Origin of the sequence: Photorhabdus temperata, assembly GCF_025384845.1 — a bacterium.
Lineage (GTDB): Bacteria > Pseudomonadota > Gammaproteobacteria > Enterobacterales > Enterobacteriaceae > Photorhabdus > Photorhabdus temperata.
The window spans coordinates 36,131-52,620 of record NZ_JAJAFX010000023.1 but is presented as its reverse complement, the minus strand read 5'-3'; the positions used below and the strand labels follow the sequence as shown (position 1 = coordinate 52,620).

Below are 16,490 nucleotides of genomic sequence, written 5' to 3'. Positions count from 1 at the left end.
AATTTATGTACTAAAATTAGAACTGAGTATTAATTGTGATTGGTAAAAGACTAAAAATAGCAAGGGTTAATGCAGACTTGACTCAAGCAGACCTTGGTCTTCGTGCAGGTTTTAATGAAGTATATTCCCCAGATTTTAGTCTGGCATGTTGGTTTGCGGAGGTACCTGATGTCCCGGAAGCCTATTTTTATATCGTTGTTGGTGATTTGACAACATTAATTCTTCAATATCATCAATATAAAAAGAAGAATCCAGATTATGTCGTATTCATGAGGCATCAGTAAATACCAATTTTAACTTACTTATAGATATATATTGGGAGTGTTTTTCAGAAAATACCACTATCAGGAAGGGGCTAGTTATATGGTAAATGATTTTAAAAAACAAAGTAATCCATTTTCCACTGGTGGAGGTGGTGTAAATTTTGAAACTAGAGTGCAAGCTGTATTTTTAATAGCTTTATTGGCCAGCTTATATGTGCCATGTCTTTCTGCAACAATGAAAGCTAACAAAATTAAATTTCAAGGGAAATATGATAGTATTCATACCGATGATTTCATCCTATATGCATCGGATGATTATGGGAACGAAAGCAAATTATTTGCCCAGATTAAACACGAAATAACGATTAGTGATTCAAGTAGTTAAATTTTTTCAGAAGTTATTAATAGTGCGTGGCATGATTTCAAAAGTGATAATTTCAATGCTGAATTTGATTCAATTGTATTAATTACAGGGACTTTGCCAAAATTAGATGTAAATGATACCCTCCCAATACTTGAGTGGGCTAAATATTCATCTAATGCTGCTGAATTCCTTAAAAAATCGAAAACAAAAGGCTTTACCAGTGAAACTAAAATTAGAAGATTAGAGATATTCCGTAATCAATTGAATCTAGCTAATAAAGGTATTGAAGTAACAGATGAAGATCTTTGGAAATTTTTAAGGATATTTCAAATTGTTCCTTATGATTTAGACTCTAAGAATTCAACCGTTGTAACCCTTTTGTGTTCACTTATCGAAACCAGTTCATCTCAACCTCCTTCATTAGTATTTTCTCGAATAGTTACATATATACAAGAATTTAATCAGAATGCTGGCACGTTAGAGATTAAAAATGTGTCAAAAGAAATTAATTTGCTTTTTGATCGAAATGCCACGCGAAATATTAATCAAGACATTAATATATTGAAAGAACGTGGAGATTATATTTTACAAGGCATTAATAATACTATTGCTGGTAGCCATATTGTTAGAGCAAGCTATCTGACAGAGCTATATGAAAAAGTTAAGGATTATGATTTTCTGTTTGTAACTGGTTCTAGAGGAAGTGGGAAATCAGTTATTGTAAAGGATTTCATATTAAGCAGAAATAGTGATGTGCCAGTCTTTTACTTAAGGTCTGAAGACCTAGATAAAAATCATTTAAATGATGTTTTTTCATCTATTGGAATGAATCATTCAATTGGGCAACTTGAAGGATATTTTTCTCTCTTACCTGGAAAAATACTAGTTATTGAATCATTGGAAAAGATATTAGAACTGAATCTGGATAATGCATTTGTTGATTTATTACAATTTATTAGGAAGCAGTCTGGATGGACTGTGATTGCCACTGGAAGAGACTACGCTTATCAGCAGATTATCTTTAGTTATCTCCAGCCAAGAGGTATAAATTACGAAAGTATTAATATCAACGGATTTAATGATGATCAGGTTGAAGAGTTATGTAGTGAAATACCTGCACTAAAAGGATTTTTTTAAACCAATCTTTAACTGAATTGCTCTATATACCGTTTTATATCGAGCTGGCAGTACGTGCCATTAATAATGGTGCGGAGTTTGAGCCTGATGTGAGTGAAAAAGATTTTAGAAATATTATTTGGCAGAGCGTGATAGCATGTAATGTGGATAGAAAATTTGGAATGCCAGCTCGGAGAAAATCAACTTTTATTGAAATTGCTAAGAAGCGGGCAAAGCAAATGTTATATGGTGTTGATGAGTCATTGTTTGATCCTGAGGTTGTAGCAAAACTGGAAGAAGATAATCTCATTTATAGAGATTCCCAAAAGTCAGTGATTAGCCCAATGTATGATGTTTTAGAAGACTGGGCATTAGAAGAGTTTATTTCAAAGGAATATATTGGAAACGCTCATGATATAAGGGCATTCTTAACTGCTATTGGTAACGAGCCAGCTGTTAATAGAGCATTTCGTTTATGGTTATTTCAACAGATTAAATTTGAGGTTGTGTGTACAGATTTCATATCATCTTTATTACTTTCAAATGATATTGAAAACTATTGGAAAGATGAAGTTATTTCAGCAATTATACAGAGTGAATTACCTGAGATGTTTTTAAATAATTTGTCCAAAGATTTGTTGGGGAATAATTGTCATTTATTGATTCGATTTTTTTCATTCTTCGAATAACCTGTCAGCGGCCTAATCCATTATATATAAAACCCAATGCTAAAAATAATACTGAGCTGATTGATACATTATTTTTGCGACCGGATGGCAAAGGTTGGAATGCTCTACTTAATTTTCTATATGATAATCGTGATAAGATGACTGCAAATGTTTTACCTCATATTGTTGTCTTGGTTGATGAATGGTGCAATGTTATAAATATACATGATGAATTACCAGAGGAAGCTAAAGTTGTTGGTCTAATTTCTTTATGGTTACTGGAGTCGATCAAAGATTCATATGAAGATTAGAAATAAGATTCTTAGCGCGTTAATAAAAGTATCTTCTGCAATTGAAATTGAATTTGATAACCTTATGATAAGAGATGTATTTATCTCTAAACGTAATCCTAGAAGGCTAAGGTATGTTGATGAGTTCGCTGGTTTGGTTTTTATTGGTATAAATACCCCCATTATTTGTAAGACGCGCCCTGAGTTTGTGAAGCGATTGTCTTTACATGAGTGGTTAATTGAACAACCAGATGAAAATAGAGATGAAAATAGTTTTCCTCTACATCGTAGACTAGACGTAGGGGAATATTTTGGATTAGATACTGAGCGAGGTTTTTTCCCTGCAAGTGGGGCAAAAGGTCCATTTAAATATCTTCTGAAATTTCATCCTAGATTGGCTTTGGATTTTATAATTCAATTACTTAATACAGCGGTTCAGAAATATGCAAATTCTGAATTTGCTCAACCAAAGCAGAATGAAGAAAATTCAATAATGCCTTTTGAAACTACAGCAAAAGAGGTTGAGTTAATACTTAATGATGGAACTGTTGTTAAACAATATGCTTCTCCGCATTTATGGAAAGGGTATCGGGGAGTATCAACTTTACCTTGTTTGTTGCAATGTGCTCTTATGGCATTAGAAAACTGGTTGATTGAAGTGATTAGCAGTGCAAAGGAGATCAGCATTATTGAGCGGATTTTCGATTATATATTGCGTTCAAGTAATTCTGTAATGCCTACTTCAGTATTGGCCTCTGTAGCTTTAGGTTTTCCTGATCAAATAGGTAAAGCAATATATCCTTTATTAAGAACTCCCGCGTTCGGTTATGGCTATCTATTCAATCGACAAAAAGAAGCAATTGTTTTCGGAAAGTATAATGGCAAGTGTTGTTCACGAATGTTGGCTGTAGAAGTGGAACTTAGGGCATTTTTATCCCATAAAAGATCAGTTTCACGTAGGAAGACGCTGAGGGCAGAGTTCAGGGCCTCAATGACCAGTTCAATATCTTTTTGTGGCATGAAATCACGTATGTTTGTCTAACAGTGCATGTTCCATAAGGAAAGGAATTTGGCATGCAGATAATGTGATTACCAGTGAAGTTTCAAAACTTGATTAATTGTAGCTTATGAGCTACGATTGTTTTTATGAAAGAGATATTGAAAAGCCATACATTCTCTGACTGGTTGGTCGGACTCAAGGATATACGGGCCAAGATGCGGATATTGGCTCGCGTTGACCGTATTGCTGAAGGTAATTTTGGCGATGTAAAACCGGTTGGTAATGGTGTCAGCGAATGTCGCATTGATTATGGCCCCGGTTATAGGGTGTATTTTATACAAAAAGGCAGGCAGATTGTTGTTTTGCTTTGTGGTGGTGATAAAAGCACACAAGATAAGGATATTAAACTTGCTTTACAACTGGCCCGTAGTTGGGAGGAACAACATGATGAGTGAGCAATTTACCCGTTGGGATTCAGCAGAATACCTGAAAACTGAAGCAGATATGGCTGAGTATTTAGATGCTTGTATTGAAGAAGTTGGTGATGATCCTGCTTTTATTGCGCGTGCGTTAGGTACAATTGCACGTGCGCGTGGTATGACTCAGGTGGCAAAAGATGCCGGTCTGTCTCGTGAGAGTTTATACCGGGCGTTATCTGGTGACGGCAACCCTGAGTTTGGTACTATTTTGAAGGTCGTTAAAGCATTAGGTTTGAAACTCCATGTGGCAGCGGCATAATATTAACACGGGTAAGTAATCAAAAACGTGCTGTTTGCCGAGCTGTTAGTTAGTTGTGGGGAGAGGGGAAAATTGAAAGGAGTGAGTTAATACCAATTGCAGAGCGGGTTCACTCCTTTACGGATGCTGAAGTTAATGTCATATATAAGATTACGGATTTAGATAATTAACTACTTATTCTTCATCCTTCGAAAAAAATCCTAAAAATTAGCACTGTCTTTATCCACTTTGGTTCTTCTACCATAAAATTAAGTATGAATGCACTTTCTATGAATTTGATTTATTTTATATAAGATTGTGGATTTCTGTTCAAAACATAAATAATTAAAATCGTTGTTACAGTACCGCTTCCGATAATGCCTGCTAACCAATTATGCCCATTTAATCCTAAGATTAAAGCGACAAATAGAGAGGTAAAAGTCAGTAACAGCCCACAATTTTGCCCTCTTATTCTTTTTTTTATTGTCTGTTCTAAGGCAATTTTTTCCATTTCATGCCTATGCTTTTGTTGTTGTTCGATTAAGATTAAGAATCTATCCGTTGCCCCCTTTGTATATCGTTCATAAATAGTTAATATTTCCGAATCAGGAAGCTGGTAATATAATGGGTTGATATCACTTGGATAGATTTGTTTATCTATTTTCGGGTGTTTTTTGTTTATTCTCTTGGTCATATATCGTCCCTTTCCCTGTAGATAATATAATTTCATCATTGAATTGCTTCAATACAACAGCAAAATCCGCTCGGACTTTATCCAGATCATCAGATAAAGTCTCAACATCACTCTTTGATGGAATAAGATCAAGGTAGTTTGTATTCGGCATAATGTCGAATCTTGGTGAAATAGATCTTAATTTATTAAAATATTGTATGAAAATATTCATTCTATTACCTGTATTATTAGCTGTTTATGTTAGTTAAATCACTTATTAATAACTTGTGTTTTCTCGATTTTTGATTGGAAAATAATACCTGATAAATATATTTATTCTATAAAAATATTGCGAGCTGGCTCAAAAATAATTCTGAAAATAGTGGAATGTAATTTCATTCAAGATAATGATTAATCGCTTATATAGAACTATTAAGTAGTATGATTTACGATGAAAAGTATCAGAATATGCTATAGTATTCGCTGATTTTTACTTATTTTTTGGGAATCATATGTCTTATCAATGCCCCTTATGCCATCAACCTTTATTGCTAACCCGGCAGCAATGGCGCTGTGAAAATAATCATCAGTTTGATTGTGCTAAAGAAGGGTATGTTAATCTGATGCCCGTTCAGTATAAAAGGTCCAAAGAGCCAGGAGACAGCCCGGAGATGATGCAGTCAAGAAGGGCATTTTTGGATTCAGGATATTATCAGCCATTACAACAACGGGTTTCAGAACTGCTGGGAAAGTATCTGCCAGAAAATGCAGATAGTTTGCTGGATATAGGATGCGGTGAAGGTTACTACACCGCCGCGGTTGAAGAGCGGTTAAGCAAGGGGCGTAATCTTAACATCTATGGGTTAGATGTCGCTAAGATCGCTGTGCGTTATGGCGCTAAACGCTATCCTTCTGTCAGTTTCTGTGTCGCGTCAAGCCATCGTTTGCCATTTGCCGATAAGTCTCTTGCTGGGGTGTTGCGAATTTATGCACCTTGCAAAGCAGAAGAGTTGGTAAGGGTGATTAAGTCACAAGGAATTGTTCTGACAGTGACTCCTGGTCCTCGACATCTTTATCAGCTCAAAGAGTTGATTTATCAAAATATTCATCTTCATCCATTGAAGACAGAACAATTGGCAGGATTTGAATTGATAGCAGATGAGTCATTATCTTATTCAATGAAATTAGATGGAATACAAGCGTATCATTTATTACAGATGACGCCATTTGCCTGGCGGGCAACTGAAACGGTGGGAAAAGAATTGGCAAATAAGGCGCTGTTTGAATGCGAAACTGATTTTATATTGCGGGTTTATCAACGCCTTAGATAATTAGGATTTCAGCCCAAAATACAGTCCTTGAGAGGTTAATATTTTGGGCTGAAGGTGTTATTTCGCGTACATAAATAATTCGAGATGCTCAAATAATATATTGAAACCAATCGCAATCAGAATAAACCCACCAATAAATTCAGCGCGTTTGCCCAGCAGCGGGCCAATATAGCGGCCAATTAACATCCCCAATGTTGCCATAATCATTGTCATCATACCGATAGCTATAGCGGTATGCACGATATTGACTTGAAGAAAAGCGAGCCCGATACCGACTGCCATTGCATCCAGGCTGGTAGCAATGGCTGTTGTTATTAGTACCATTGAGTTGTGGCGACAGGGTGATTCGCATTTTTTTTCCTGATTCACTTTAAAACTCTCTGTCATCATTCTACAGCCCAGAATAAATAACAGAGTAAAAGCAACCCAGTGATCCCATTCCATAATATATTGGCTAGTATAAAGCCCTATAGACCAGCCAATCAGTGGGGTACAGGCTTCTGCCAAGCCAAATATCAAACCAGTACGGATTGCCTCACGAAAATGTGGTTTATGTAGTGTGGCCCCTTTACAAATTGCAGCAGCAAAGGCATCCATTGAAAGCGCTAAAGCTAAGATAAGGGTTGCGTACATATTCATTAAAATAACCTCGGTTGGGTGTTTCCATATACATATAACCCACCCCCAACCAATGATAGTATTATATGCTATGGTCTTGCCAACCGAAATAAGGCTGCCCGCACCACGTTTTACTTTTAAACGAGCGTGTTGATACGAGCTTTTCAGAAAAATTAACTAAATCGTTTTCCTGAAACAGGCTACTCCCCATGACTATTTAAAAGATAGCACAATAATTTAAAAAGGGAAAATAATATTGTTTTTAGAATTGAGGTATAATGTCGATAATAATTATCATTATCTATTATGTGGTAAAAATAAAAGTCAGCATTCAAGCTGACTGTTTATTATTTTTTAATTTATTATTGATTCTTATCTATCTGTTTTCGATAAGAAATTTATAAATCTTTTCTAAATCATCAAGTTGGCTTACTGATAGATATAACTTCTTATTTTCTAAGCCAATAACCAAGATGCCATCTTCAGATAAATTTATGGTTTTTATTCGATCATAGGAAATAAATGTGTTTGCATAGAAGAAACCGTTATTTTTAAATAACAATTTAGGTGAGCGTATATAGGCAATATAAATAGTCACCAGGATAGTAAATAACAATAAATATGTGGTTAAACGGCTGCCATAAGCAGTGATGTTATTATAAACAACAATAAGTATCAGGATAATAAAGATGAGAGCATCAATTTTGTGCTTTCTTTTTAGCTTTATTTGTAAGTAAGTTTTCCCTTTCAGCAGATTAACCACAAATTCATCATAGACAGCGAAAGCCAGCATTAATACGATTAAACCAACTAATACCATATCATTAAGGCTCATTCTTTAATCCCTGTGTTGCTGTAGGAAAGAAAATTCGGGGGAGGAATTCCCCCTTCCCCGAATAGATTAACTATAGACCGAGGAAACCAAATCTGGCGCCAATAATCCCCAGAATAAAGAAGCCAATAATAATCCACAGGGCATTGACTTTATTCCGTAATAGCCACATACAGGCAAATGTCAGTAACAGTGGGACCAGGCCCGGCATCAACTGATCGAGGATATTCTGAACTGTGGTTATTGTATTTTCACCTGTTTGCTGGTTAGGAATTTCTGATACAACCAGCGGGATATTGACTTTCGTCCATTTGTTAACTAATGCCCCCATGACAAACAGGCCAAGAATTGACGCCCCTTCCGTCATTTTTTGCAGGAAACCGCCACCCATATCCTGAACGATATCAATCCCTTTCTTATAGCCATAAGAGATACCTGAATAGAGAACCAACAGGCGTACCAGGTTAAATAAGAAGAAAAACAGCACAGGCCCAAGCCAGCTGCCACTCATGGCGAGACCCGCACCCAGAGCAGCAAATACCGGGCGGACTGTGCCCCAGAAAATTGGGTCGCCAACACCAGCCAGTGGCCCCATCAAACCGACTTTGATGCCGTTGATGGCGCCATCATCAATCGGAGCGCCGTTAGCGCGCTGTTCCTCCATTGCCATCGTGACACCCAGTACAGGCGCGACGACGTAAGGGTGAGTGTTGAAGAATTCCAGGTGGCGTTTAATTGCTTGTTTACGCTCATCGGTATTTTCTGGATACAGGCGACGAAGAACCGGAACCATAGAGAAACAGAAACCCAAAGCCTGCATACGTTCAAAGTTCCATGAACCTTGGAACACATTAGAACGGAGAAATACACCGCGGATATCGCTTGGTGTTAGTTTTTTCTGGCCTGCTGTCTGAGCCGTAGTTTTTGTTGTATCTAACATGTTGCTCATCCTCTTAATCTAATTCGTTATCAAGGTGGTTATTGGCGTGTTCAGGGGCAGCGACCACTTGAGGTTTGTTATATTTGGGGCTTAACTGGATGTACAGTACGGCCATAACAATACCAATAATACCTAATGCAACTAGGTTGAAGTCAGTGAATGCTGCTGTGACAAAGCCCAGGTAGAAGAATGGCATCAGGTAGCCGGCACGCATCATATTGATGACCATTGCGTAACCAACCACCACGATCATTCCCCCCGCGATGTTCAGGCCATCTGTTACGACTTTAGGGATAGACGCGAGTAATTGCTGGACTTCATTGGTGCCAACAGATAATGCGACAATCAGGGCAGGGATGGCGATACGCATAGCCTGGAGCAGTAATGCGGATAAATGGATAAAGCTGATTGCACGAAGGTTACCACGTTCTGCTGCGTTGTCAGCGGCATGTTGGAAGGCAACAGTGATAGTACGTACAATGATGGTCAGCACTTGTCCTGCGGCTGCCAGAGGAATAGCCAGGGCGATACCTTCACCAATATCACGGCCACCAGCAATGACCAGGATAGTTGAGATGATTGACGCTAAAGCTGCATCCGGGGCAATTGCAGCACCGATATTCATCCAGCCAAGCGCGATCATTTCCAGTGTACCGCCGATAATGATACCGGTTGTCATATCACCCAGGATGATCCCAATTAAAGTACAGGCCACGAGTGGGCGATGGAATTGAAATTCATCAAGAATGGAATCCATTCCGACTATGCAAGCTACGATGAATATCAATGCAATTTGAACAACGGTAATTTCCATTGTTTGTCTCCTATAACCAAATTAAATTTGGTAAGAAATTTTTGTCATTGAGTAATAGTTAAATTGCTCTGGTTTGTTTTTCGTTTTTAACCTTCTGGAGCAGATCCATCATTTGCAGACGGCTGTCACTGGCAACTTTACGGGCTTCGAGCTCAATGCCACGTTCATCCAGTTTTTTGAAGGCCGCAATATCGGTTTCATCAACGGATATTGCGTTGTTAATCTGAGTTTTTCCCTGACGGAATGCCATTCCACCGATGTTTACAGAGGTGATATCAACACCATCTTCGACCAGACGTAAAACATCTGTTGGATTTGTAAATAGCAACATAACACGCTCATTAGCGTATTTGGGGTTGTTATAAACGCGAACACATTTGGCAACGTCAACAACGTGAGCACTGAGCCCCGGCGGAGCAACCTGTTTTAGCAAGGTGGCGCGGACAGTATCGGCAGCAACTTCATCACTGACGACAATGATCCGTTTCACATTGGTTTCTTTTGTCCAACGAGTTGCAACCTGACCATGAATAAGACGGTCATCAATCCGGGCCAGGGCTATTTTCATATGACCACCCGCAGATGGGGTAAATGAAGGTACAGCCGCAGGCGTTACCGGTTTAGCGGGTTCGGCTTTTTGGGGTTCTTCCGTTTTCAGGGCCCGAATGCCTTCTTTTCCTGTTTCCAGAGCAACAGAAACCAGTTCTGTCAGAGTTGGGCCGTCATCCCGGCACATAAAGGTTTCAACTAACATCGGAACGTTAACCCCGGTGATGATCTCATAATTCTCTTTATCTACAGCGATACGGTTAGCGGCATTGAATGGACTTCCTCCCCATGTATCAACAAGGAACAGTACACCTTGTTCTGTGTTAAGTGCTGCAAGTTTACTGTTGTATTTTTCAAATAAAGTATCGGCATTTTCACCAGGAACGAAGTCAATATAAGAAACATTTTCCTGTTCCCCAATTAACATCTCTGCGGTACGAAGCAGTTGTTCAGCCGCAGCTCCATGTGTGCCAATCATAATGGCTATACTCACCTGTTTTCCCCTCTGTTAACAATATAAACGCAGGATTATTACAAAGTTACTCCAATAATTTTGATGAATCATTCCTCCAATAAAAAGCATATTTGTACTAATAATAATCTTTTATCAATGTGATACCTGAATATTTGACTTGATTTAGACTTTATCTCTTATTGACTGAAAAAATAGGCTGCTAGATTACCATTAGAAATACCTGAGGAAAATTGCTGTCAGTCAGAAAAAATGAAATAGATGAAAATGTTAACCACAAAACAATTTAATAAGCTAAATATTGTTAAATTAATTTATAATTATCTGTAATTTGACTATTTATGGTTATTTATTCTGTTTTCGGTAACATCTTATTAATTCAAAATTAAAAATATATTCATCTTTTTCGATCGAAAAGTGATCATTGTAAGTTTTGGCTAAAAAATATCCCTACCTTAAGGTAGGGATATTTTGATGGCAGAAGGATTTACTGATCAAAAAACAGATTATTTATTTGATTAATCACACTGAACTTTAATCGCCAGACCGCCGCGGGATGTTTCACGATATTTAGCGTTCATGTCTTTGCCTGTTTCGTACATGGTTTCAATGACTTTATCGAGAGAAACACATGGTTCACTGGTACGGCGCAAAGCCATACGGGCAGAGTTGATGGCTTTTACTGAAGCAATTGCATTTCGTTCAATACAAGGCACCTGTACTTGGCCTGCAACCGGGTCACAGGTAAGGCCGAGATTATGTTCCATGCCGATTTCAGCTGCAATACAGACCTGTTCAGCACTACCATCCAGCAGTTCAGCAAGGCCGGCTGCCGCCATTGAACAGGCAACACCCACTTCCCCTTGGCAACCAACTTCAGCTCCAGATATAGAGGCATTCATTTTATACAGAATGCCGATAGCGCCGGATGCCAGGAAATAGCGAATATACAGCTCTGGTGTCACAGGTTCAATGCAATGGTTGTAATAAGCGAGTACGGCAGGAACAATGCCGCAAGCGCCATTGGTCGGTGCGGTAACAACACGCCCACCCGCGGCATTTTCTTCATTGACTGCCAAGGCGAACATGTTCACCAGATCCACGACATTCATTGGATCATCAGACAGGTTGTTTGATGAGGCCAGCATACGATGTAATGCCGCTGCCCGGCGTGGTACACGCAATGGTCCAGGCAAAACGCCTTCTGTGTTCAGACCACGCTCAATACAAGCCTGCATGGTACCCCAGACATCAGCGAAATAAGCGTTAATTTCTTCTTTACTGTGCAGATCCAGTTCGTTTTTCATCATTAAACCGGAGATAGATAGTCCGGTTTTATTACAATTCATCAGCAATTCTTTTGCTGAATTGAATGGATATGAGACAGGTTTGATATCCTGAGAGGGTTTACCGAAATGCTCTTCATCAACAATAAAACCACCACCAATTGAGTAGTAGGTTTTGCTATAAACTTCTTTGTCTCCCGCGAATGCATGAATTTGCATACCGTTTTCATGTAACGACAGGTTATCACTACGGAAAACCATGCCGCTATCATGAGGGAAATCGACTTCATGTAAGCCATTGGCCAGCTTAATACGCTGAGTTTGCTCTACATCACGAATAAAACCGGGGATTGAATCAATATCAACGGTAGCTGGCAAATTACCTGCCAGACCCATGATAATGGCTATATCCGTATGATGACCTTTGCCGGTTAATGAGAGTGAGCCGTAAATATCAACGGCTACACGCGTGATAGAAGGCATTAAGCCCTGGTTTACCAGATCGTCGACAAACTGTTTGCCGGCTTTCATCGGGCCAACCGTATGAGAACTAGATGGGCCAATACCGACCTTAAACATGTCGAAAACGCTAATCACGCCAGACTCCTTAAAAAAGATAGAGATATAGTTATATATATTGGGGTACGCTACTTTACTGTGATTTAGTAGTGTTGATAAGTGAGTTTACAGTTTTTTTTGAATTATGATAGCAACTGTGACAAAAATGGATGAAAAAAACACAGGTTGATTATTTCTCATGATTTGGATCAAAGCTGAACCTGTTGAGCTAATTGATAAATGATAGCGGCGGTCAGGCCCCAGATGAGTCGCCCCTGATACCAGTGAAAATAGATGCGATGTTGCTGACCACGGCGGTTAACATCAAGATAATGATAACTTGAAAGAGAAAGCGCTTCAGATAAAGGGACTTCGAATATACTGGAAACTTCTGTCGGGTTGCTGTGGAAAGACAGCTCTGGGGGTAATAACCCGACAATGGGTGTCACCAGATAACCGCTAATGCTGTCTAAGGGCATGAGTTGCCCCAAAACTTTAACTTTCTGATGGGGGATGTTGACTTCTTCTTCTGCTTCCCGCAGTGCTGTCGCAATGATTGATTTGTCTTCTGGATCAGCAACCCCACCGGGAAAGGCTACTTGACCGGCGTGTGATCGTAATGTGGTGGCGCGCTGGGTCAGTAATAGTGTTGGTTTCGGCTTGCAGATGATCGGTAACAACACCGCGGCATGGCGGGTGTTATTTGCAAGCCGTTTAGGGGGTGATGGAATCTGTAGCTGAAATCTGTTAATGAAATCAGCTAGTGGCATCATATCGATTTTATTTTCCCCAGTTGCGGTAAAATATGATTCAACTTATCAAATGTTTCCTGATACTCGTTTTCAGCAATACTGTCGGCAACAATTCCGCCACCTGCCCAGCAATATATTTTTTCTTTCTCGGTCAAAAGGGTACGAATAGTGATATTACTGTCCATCGTGCCACAAAAGCTAATATAGCCAATTGAACCACAATATCCATGTCGGCGATGAGGCTCAAGTTCTTCTATTATTTCCATTGCTCTGATTTTAGGGGCGCCGGTAATAGAACCGCCGGGAAAGCAGGCGCGCAGTAAGTCCGTGGCATGTTGTTCATTTGGTAGTGCTGCGGTAATTGTGCTGACCAGATGGTGAACGGCAGGGAATTGTTCAACGACAAATAATTCAGGAACTTTAACTGAGCCCGGGGTGGCTACCCGGCCAATATCATTACGTAATAAATCGACGATCATCAGGTTTTCAGCTCGGTCTTTTTTTGATGTCGTCAGTTTTTCAGCTTGTAATGCATCCTTTTCTGCGTCATTTAAGCGCGGTAGTGTTCCTTTAATTGGGCGAGTTTGGATTTGCTTATTTTCCAGGAGTAGGAAACGTTCAGGAGAGACACTGATGACACAGTTTTCCGGTAAACGAATAAAGGCAGAAAAAGGTGCGCAATTGCTCTTATTCAGTTTTAGAAATGCTTGCCATTCATCTCCCCGGTAATCAGCGCAAAATCGCTGTGCCAGATTAACTTGATAACAATCACCCTCTAATAGATAGTCATGAATACAGCTAATCTTTTCATTATATTGCTCTGCACTCATATTTGACTGCCACTCGCTGGTCAGTATAAAAGCCGTTTTTGGCGAAGCCTGGTGGGATATAAGCCAGTTCAGGCGGGCATTAGCATCACCGTAGCTGAATAAAGTCACCTCTTTTTTATGATGATCAACAATCAGCGCCCAGTCATAAATCCCTATTGCCATATCTGGAAATGACAACTCATTTTTGGCTTGTGACGGTAATTCTTCGATACAACGTCCAAGATCATATCCCCATAGACCCAGTACACCTCCTTGAAATGGCAAATCAGGATCAAACTTTGCTGTAATATTTAACTTCTCCAGCTGTTTTTTTAGCAGATAGAAGGGATCTTCTTCAGTAATATAAGTATCGCCATGTTCATTTATTGCGGTTGATTTCTCATGACTGAGAAGGGTTATCAATGGTTCTGCAACCAGAATATCAAACCGGTTATGGGGATGGTTTGCAGAACCAGAATGGAGCAGCATTGCCCAAGGCTGGCTTGAAATTGGCGCGAAATAATGGATGGCAGCGTCTGATTGATAAGGTAATTGTCGCTTTTGCAGTGAAGTACTCATTATGGTGTTGGTTTTAACCGTTGTAACGCAAGAGTTGGCATTGATTTTCATCCCTAGAGATTAACATAGAAATCCACTCCTTACCTGAGATAAAAATCGCTATACTCTTCGGCGTCGATCAGTTTATTTAGAGGTTATTATCATGTTTTCAAGTATGCCAACCTTATCTCATCAGGAACAGCAACTGGCAGTGGAGAAAATTCAGCAATTAATGGCTGAGGGAATGAGTAGTGGGGAAGCCATTGGGTTGGTTGCTCAAGAGATTCGCGAACAGCATCGCACAAAAGAGCAGGTTAATGTGATGTTTGATGATGAAAAATCAACATAATTAAATTATTTATTTAACAATAATCATACATTTATTTTACCTGGCATGTTAGGTTAGCTCCATATTTAATCTCTTATTTTGAGATATTAACAGGAGGTAGTATGAAAGCATGTCATATCATTAATAGCATTGGCCTATCAGGTGCTGCACTTTTGCTCACTGTCTCATTCGCAGCATCTGCTGTGTCAGAGGGCAAACGTGTTGATAAATTTGTCTCTTGCGATAATTTAACCAAGTCGCAAATTGCCGCTCAGGTAAAACGTGATTTTCTGCAAAACCGTATCAACCGTTGGTCAGAAGATAAAAAGCAGTTGGGGACATCGACACCTGTGGCGTGGGTAAATGAGGAAAATATCACTGGTGATAAAGCTATATTAAACATTCCCCTTACTGTTCGTGGTTCTAAGCGTGACAAAGATTACCGTGTTGTTGTTGATTGTCAGCAAAATACGATTAGCTATAGTGAGTTGAAATAACATTTTCTGATAGTTATCTCTACCCGTCATTAGATGGACACCAGATTTGGTGTTAGCCAGTAAAGGAAATGTTATGTCAGAATTGAAAAAATTATATCCGGCCTGTGAAGCTTACCGTTCTGGTTATTTGGACACCGGTGATGGTCATCAAATCTATTGGGAATTATGTGGTAATCCTAACGGTAAGCCTGCGGTATTTATTCATGGTGGACCGGGCGGTGGTATTGCCTGTTATCATCGTCGGCTATTTGACCTTAAGAAATATCATGTCATGTTATTTGATCAGCGTGGCTGTGGGCGTTCAAAACCTCATGCCAGTCTGGAAAATAATACTACTTGGCATTTAGTTGAAGATATTGAGTGTTTGCGTCAATTAATGGGGGTGGAAAAATGGCTGGTATTTGGGGGCTCATGGGGTGCTACTTTATCTTTAATTTATGCCCAGGCTCACCCTCAGCGAGTTTCTGAATTAATTCTTCGGGGAATTTTTTTGCTGAGGCCGCAAGAGTTGCACTGGTATTATCAGGATGGCGCTTCTAATTTTTTCCCCGACAAATGGCAACGAACAATATCTATTTTGTCGGAAGAAGAGCGAAAGGATATTATCGGAGCATATAATAAGCGGCTGACCAGTGATGATCGTCAGGTTCAATTAGAAGCCGCTCGTCTCTGGAGTTTATGGGAAGGAGAGACGGTAACATTGCTTCCTTCAGATAGTGCGGAATCTTTCGCAGAAGATGAGTTTGCCTTGGCGTTTGCCCGAATTGAGAACCACTATTTTATCAATGAGGGGTTTATGAATGACGATCAGCAACTGCTGAATAACATTGACGTTATAAGGAATATTCCGGCAGTCATCATTCATGGCCGATATGATATGGCTTGCCGGGTGCAAAATGCTTGGGATTTAGCGCAAGCATGGCCGGAAGCAGAATTACACATCATTGAAGGAGCAGGACACTCATTTGATGAGCCGGGTATTTTACATCATTTGATTAGTGCAACGGATAAGTTTGCAGAACAATAACTTGATATAACCACCGGTTATCCGGTGG

22 protein-coding genes are annotated in these 16,490 nt (G+C 39.4%); 12 read left to right on the top strand and 10 right to left on the bottom strand.

Going from position 1 to position 16,490, the window contains the following annotated elements:
- Positions 1-35: 35 nt before the first annotated feature.
- The 8 genes from LGZ99_RS10850 to LGZ99_RS10815 all read left to right on the top strand — a co-directional run bounded on the left by LGZ99_RS10850 (position 36) and on the right by LGZ99_RS10815 (position 4,439).
- Positions 36-284, top strand: coding sequence for a helix-turn-helix domain-containing protein (locus LGZ99_RS10850; RefSeq protein WP_021324442.1), 249 nt, complete (start codon positions 36-38; stop codon positions 282-284).
- A 79-nt stretch (positions 285-363) separates the two neighbouring features.
- Positions 364-648 carry a hypothetical protein gene (locus LGZ99_RS10845; RefSeq protein ID WP_023045210.1) on the top strand — a complete coding sequence of 95 codons (285 nt, stop codon included), beginning with the start codon at positions 364-366 and terminating at the stop codon, positions 646-648.
- 93 nt (positions 649-741) lie between these two features.
- Positions 742-1,764 (top strand): hypothetical protein, encoded by a 1,023-nt coding sequence (locus LGZ99_RS10840; RefSeq protein ID WP_051769309.1) that lies wholly within the window; start codon positions 742-744, stop codon positions 1,762-1,764.
- A gap of 89 nt (positions 1,765-1,853) precedes the next feature.
- The gene (locus LGZ99_RS10835) at positions 1,854-2,432 is read left to right on the top strand and encodes a hypothetical protein (protein ID WP_262979106.1); all 579 of its coding nucleotides are present in this window, start codon (positions 1,854-1,856) and stop codon (positions 2,430-2,432) included.
- Complete coding sequence (locus tag LGZ99_RS10830) at positions 2,393-2,722, top strand: hypothetical protein (RefSeq protein ID WP_023045207.1); 330 nt, start codon at positions 2,393-2,395, stop codon at positions 2,720-2,722. Before LGZ99_RS10835 ends, LGZ99_RS10830 begins: the two co-directional genes overlap by 40 nt.
- Positions 2,712-3,743, top strand: coding sequence for a hypothetical protein (locus LGZ99_RS10825; protein ID WP_023045206.1), 1,032 nt, complete (start codon positions 2,712-2,714; stop codon positions 3,741-3,743). The genes LGZ99_RS10830 and LGZ99_RS10825 overlap by 11 nt, the downstream gene beginning before the upstream one ends.
- Positions 3,744-3,847: 104 nt before the next feature.
- Entirely contained in the window at positions 3,848-4,156 is a 309-nt protein-coding gene (locus LGZ99_RS10820) for a type II toxin-antitoxin system RelE/ParE family toxin (RefSeq protein WP_021324441.1), read from the top strand.
- The gene (locus tag LGZ99_RS10815; protein ID WP_021324440.1) at positions 4,149-4,439 is read left to right on the top strand and encodes an addiction module antidote protein; all 291 of its coding nucleotides are present in this window, start codon (positions 4,149-4,151) and stop codon (positions 4,437-4,439) included. Before LGZ99_RS10820 ends, LGZ99_RS10815 begins: the two co-directional genes overlap by 8 nt.
- A gap of 280 nt (positions 4,440-4,719) precedes the next feature.
- On the opposite strand, the gene LGZ99_RS10810 is transcribed toward LGZ99_RS10815, so the two are convergent.
- Together LGZ99_RS10810 and LGZ99_RS10805 are read right to left on the bottom strand one after the other, a co-directional pair.
- Complete coding sequence (locus LGZ99_RS10810) at positions 4,720-5,112, bottom strand: DUF2335 domain-containing protein (protein WP_023045204.1); 393 nt, start codon at positions 5,110-5,112, stop codon at positions 4,720-4,722.
- The gene (locus LGZ99_RS10805; protein WP_031281054.1) at positions 5,072-5,263 is read right to left on the bottom strand and encodes a hypothetical protein; all 192 of its coding nucleotides are present in this window, start codon (positions 5,261-5,263) and stop codon (positions 5,072-5,074) included. Before LGZ99_RS10805 ends, LGZ99_RS10810 begins: the two co-directional genes overlap by 41 nt.
- A 340-nt stretch (positions 5,264-5,603) precedes the next feature.
- On the opposite strand from LGZ99_RS10805, the gene rlmA reads away from it, so the two are divergent.
- Complete coding sequence (rlmA, locus tag LGZ99_RS10800) at positions 5,604-6,422, top strand: 23S rRNA (guanine(745)-N(1))-methyltransferase (protein WP_021324438.1); 819 nt, start codon at positions 5,604-5,606, stop codon at positions 6,420-6,422.
- A 57-nt stretch (positions 6,423-6,479) separates the two neighbouring features.
- Here rlmA and mntP read toward each other — a convergent pair whose 3' ends face one another.
- From mntP to pabB, 8 genes are all read right to left on the bottom strand, one after another.
- Entirely contained in the window at positions 6,480-7,061 is a 582-nt protein-coding gene (mntP, locus tag LGZ99_RS10795; RefSeq protein ID WP_021324437.1) for a manganese efflux pump MntP, read from the bottom strand.
- Positions 7,062-7,416: 355 nt separating this feature from the next.
- Positions 7,417-7,875 carry a DUF986 family protein gene (locus tag LGZ99_RS10790; RefSeq protein WP_021324436.1) on the bottom strand — a complete coding sequence of 153 codons (459 nt, stop codon included), beginning with the start codon at positions 7,873-7,875 and terminating at the stop codon, positions 7,417-7,419.
- 70 nt (positions 7,876-7,945) lie between these two features.
- On the bottom strand, positions 7,946-8,812 hold the full coding sequence (locus tag LGZ99_RS10785; RefSeq protein ID WP_023045202.1) for a PTS mannose transporter subunit IID: 867 nt from the start codon (positions 8,810-8,812) through the stop codon (positions 7,946-7,948).
- A gap of 13 nt (positions 8,813-8,825) precedes the next feature.
- Complete coding sequence (locus tag LGZ99_RS10780) at positions 8,826-9,626, bottom strand: PTS mannose/fructose/sorbose transporter subunit IIC (protein ID WP_036837986.1); 801 nt, start codon at positions 9,624-9,626, stop codon at positions 8,826-8,828.
- A gap of 58 nt (positions 9,627-9,684) precedes the next feature.
- Positions 9,685-10,668, bottom strand: coding sequence for a PTS mannose transporter subunit IIAB (manX, locus tag LGZ99_RS10775; RefSeq protein ID WP_072008839.1), 984 nt, complete (start codon positions 10,666-10,668; stop codon positions 9,685-9,687).
- A 497-nt stretch (positions 10,669-11,165) separates the two neighbouring features.
- Positions 11,166-12,530, bottom strand: coding sequence for an L-serine ammonia-lyase (locus LGZ99_RS10770; RefSeq protein ID WP_021324235.1), 1,365 nt, complete (start codon positions 12,528-12,530; stop codon positions 11,166-11,168).
- Positions 12,531-12,700: 170 nt separating this feature from the next.
- Complete coding sequence (locus LGZ99_RS10765) at positions 12,701-13,264, bottom strand: CoA pyrophosphatase (protein ID WP_021324234.1); 564 nt, start codon at positions 13,262-13,264, stop codon at positions 12,701-12,703.
- Positions 13,261-14,631 (bottom strand): aminodeoxychorismate synthase component 1, encoded by a 1,371-nt coding sequence (gene pabB, locus LGZ99_RS10760; protein ID WP_036838017.1) that lies wholly within the window; start codon positions 14,629-14,631, stop codon positions 13,261-13,263. Before pabB ends, LGZ99_RS10765 begins: the two co-directional genes overlap by 4 nt.
- Before the next feature lie 142 nt (positions 14,632-14,773).
- Here pabB and LGZ99_RS10755 point away from each other — a divergent pair, with 142 nt between their 5' ends.
- The 3 genes from LGZ99_RS10755 to pip all read left to right on the top strand — a co-directional run bounded on the left by LGZ99_RS10755 (position 14,774) and on the right by pip (position 16,462).
- Positions 14,774-14,959 (top strand): YoaH family protein, encoded by a 186-nt coding sequence (locus LGZ99_RS10755; RefSeq protein WP_021324233.1) that lies wholly within the window; start codon positions 14,774-14,776, stop codon positions 14,957-14,959.
- Between the two features lie 101 nt (positions 14,960-15,060).
- Complete coding sequence (gene yebF / locus LGZ99_RS10750) at positions 15,061-15,435, top strand: protein YebF (RefSeq protein WP_021324232.1); 375 nt, start codon at positions 15,061-15,063, stop codon at positions 15,433-15,435.
- A 73-nt stretch (positions 15,436-15,508) separates the two neighbouring features.
- The gene (gene pip / locus LGZ99_RS10745; protein ID WP_021324231.1) at positions 15,509-16,462 is read left to right on the top strand and encodes a prolyl aminopeptidase; all 954 of its coding nucleotides are present in this window, start codon (positions 15,509-15,511) and stop codon (positions 16,460-16,462) included.
- The last annotated feature ends 28 nt before the right edge of the window (positions 16,463-16,490 follow it).

Bases quoted from the DNA above. Each gene is read 5' to 3' on its own strand.
- LGZ99_RS10845 (WP_023045210.1), top strand. From the start codon at position 364: ATGGTAAATGATTTTAAAAAACAAAGTAATCCATTTTCCACTGGTGGA.
- LGZ99_RS10825 (WP_023045206.1), top strand. From the start codon at position 2,712: ATGAAGATTAGAAATAAGATTCTTAGCGCGTTAATAAAAGTATCTTCT.
- LGZ99_RS10820 (WP_021324441.1), top strand. From the start codon at position 3,848: ATGAAAGAGATATTGAAAAGCCATACATTCTCTGACTGGTTGGTCGGA.
- LGZ99_RS10815 (WP_021324440.1), top strand. From the start codon at position 4,149: ATGAGTGAGCAATTTACCCGTTGGGATTCAGCAGAATACCTGAAAACT.
- LGZ99_RS10810 (WP_023045204.1), bottom strand. From the start codon at position 5,112: ATGACCAAGAGAATAAACAAAAAACACCCGAAAATAGATAAACAAATC.
- LGZ99_RS10805 (WP_031281054.1), bottom strand. From the start codon at position 5,263: ATGCCGAATACAAACTACCTTGATCTTATTCCATCAAAGAGTGATGTT.
- rlmA (WP_021324438.1), top strand. From the start codon at position 5,604: ATGTCTTATCAATGCCCCTTATGCCATCAACCTTTATTGCTAACCCGG.
- mntP (WP_021324437.1), bottom strand. From the start codon at position 7,061: ATGAATATGTACGCAACCCTTATCTTAGCTTTAGCGCTTTCAATGGAT.
- LGZ99_RS10790 (WP_021324436.1), bottom strand. From the start codon at position 7,875: ATGAGCCTTAATGATATGGTATTAGTTGGTTTAATCGTATTAATGCTG.
- LGZ99_RS10785 (WP_023045202.1), bottom strand. From the start codon at position 8,812: ATGTTAGATACAACAAAAACTACGGCTCAGACAGCAGGCCAGAAAAAA.
- LGZ99_RS10780 (WP_036837986.1), bottom strand. From the start codon at position 9,626: ATGGAAATTACCGTTGTTCAAATTGCATTGATATTCATCGTAGCTTGC.
- LGZ99_RS10765 (WP_021324234.1), bottom strand. From the start codon at position 13,264: ATGATGCCACTAGCTGATTTCATTAACAGATTTCAGCTACAGATTCCA.
- pabB (WP_036838017.1), bottom strand. From the start codon at position 14,631: ATGAGTACTTCACTGCAAAAGCGACAATTACCTTATCAATCAGACGCT.
- LGZ99_RS10755 (WP_021324233.1), top strand. From the start codon at position 14,774: ATGTTTTCAAGTATGCCAACCTTATCTCATCAGGAACAGCAACTGGCA.
- yebF (WP_021324232.1), top strand. From the start codon at position 15,061: ATGAAAGCATGTCATATCATTAATAGCATTGGCCTATCAGGTGCTGCA.
- pip (WP_021324231.1), top strand. From the start codon at position 15,509: ATGTCAGAATTGAAAAAATTATATCCGGCCTGTGAAGCTTACCGTTCT.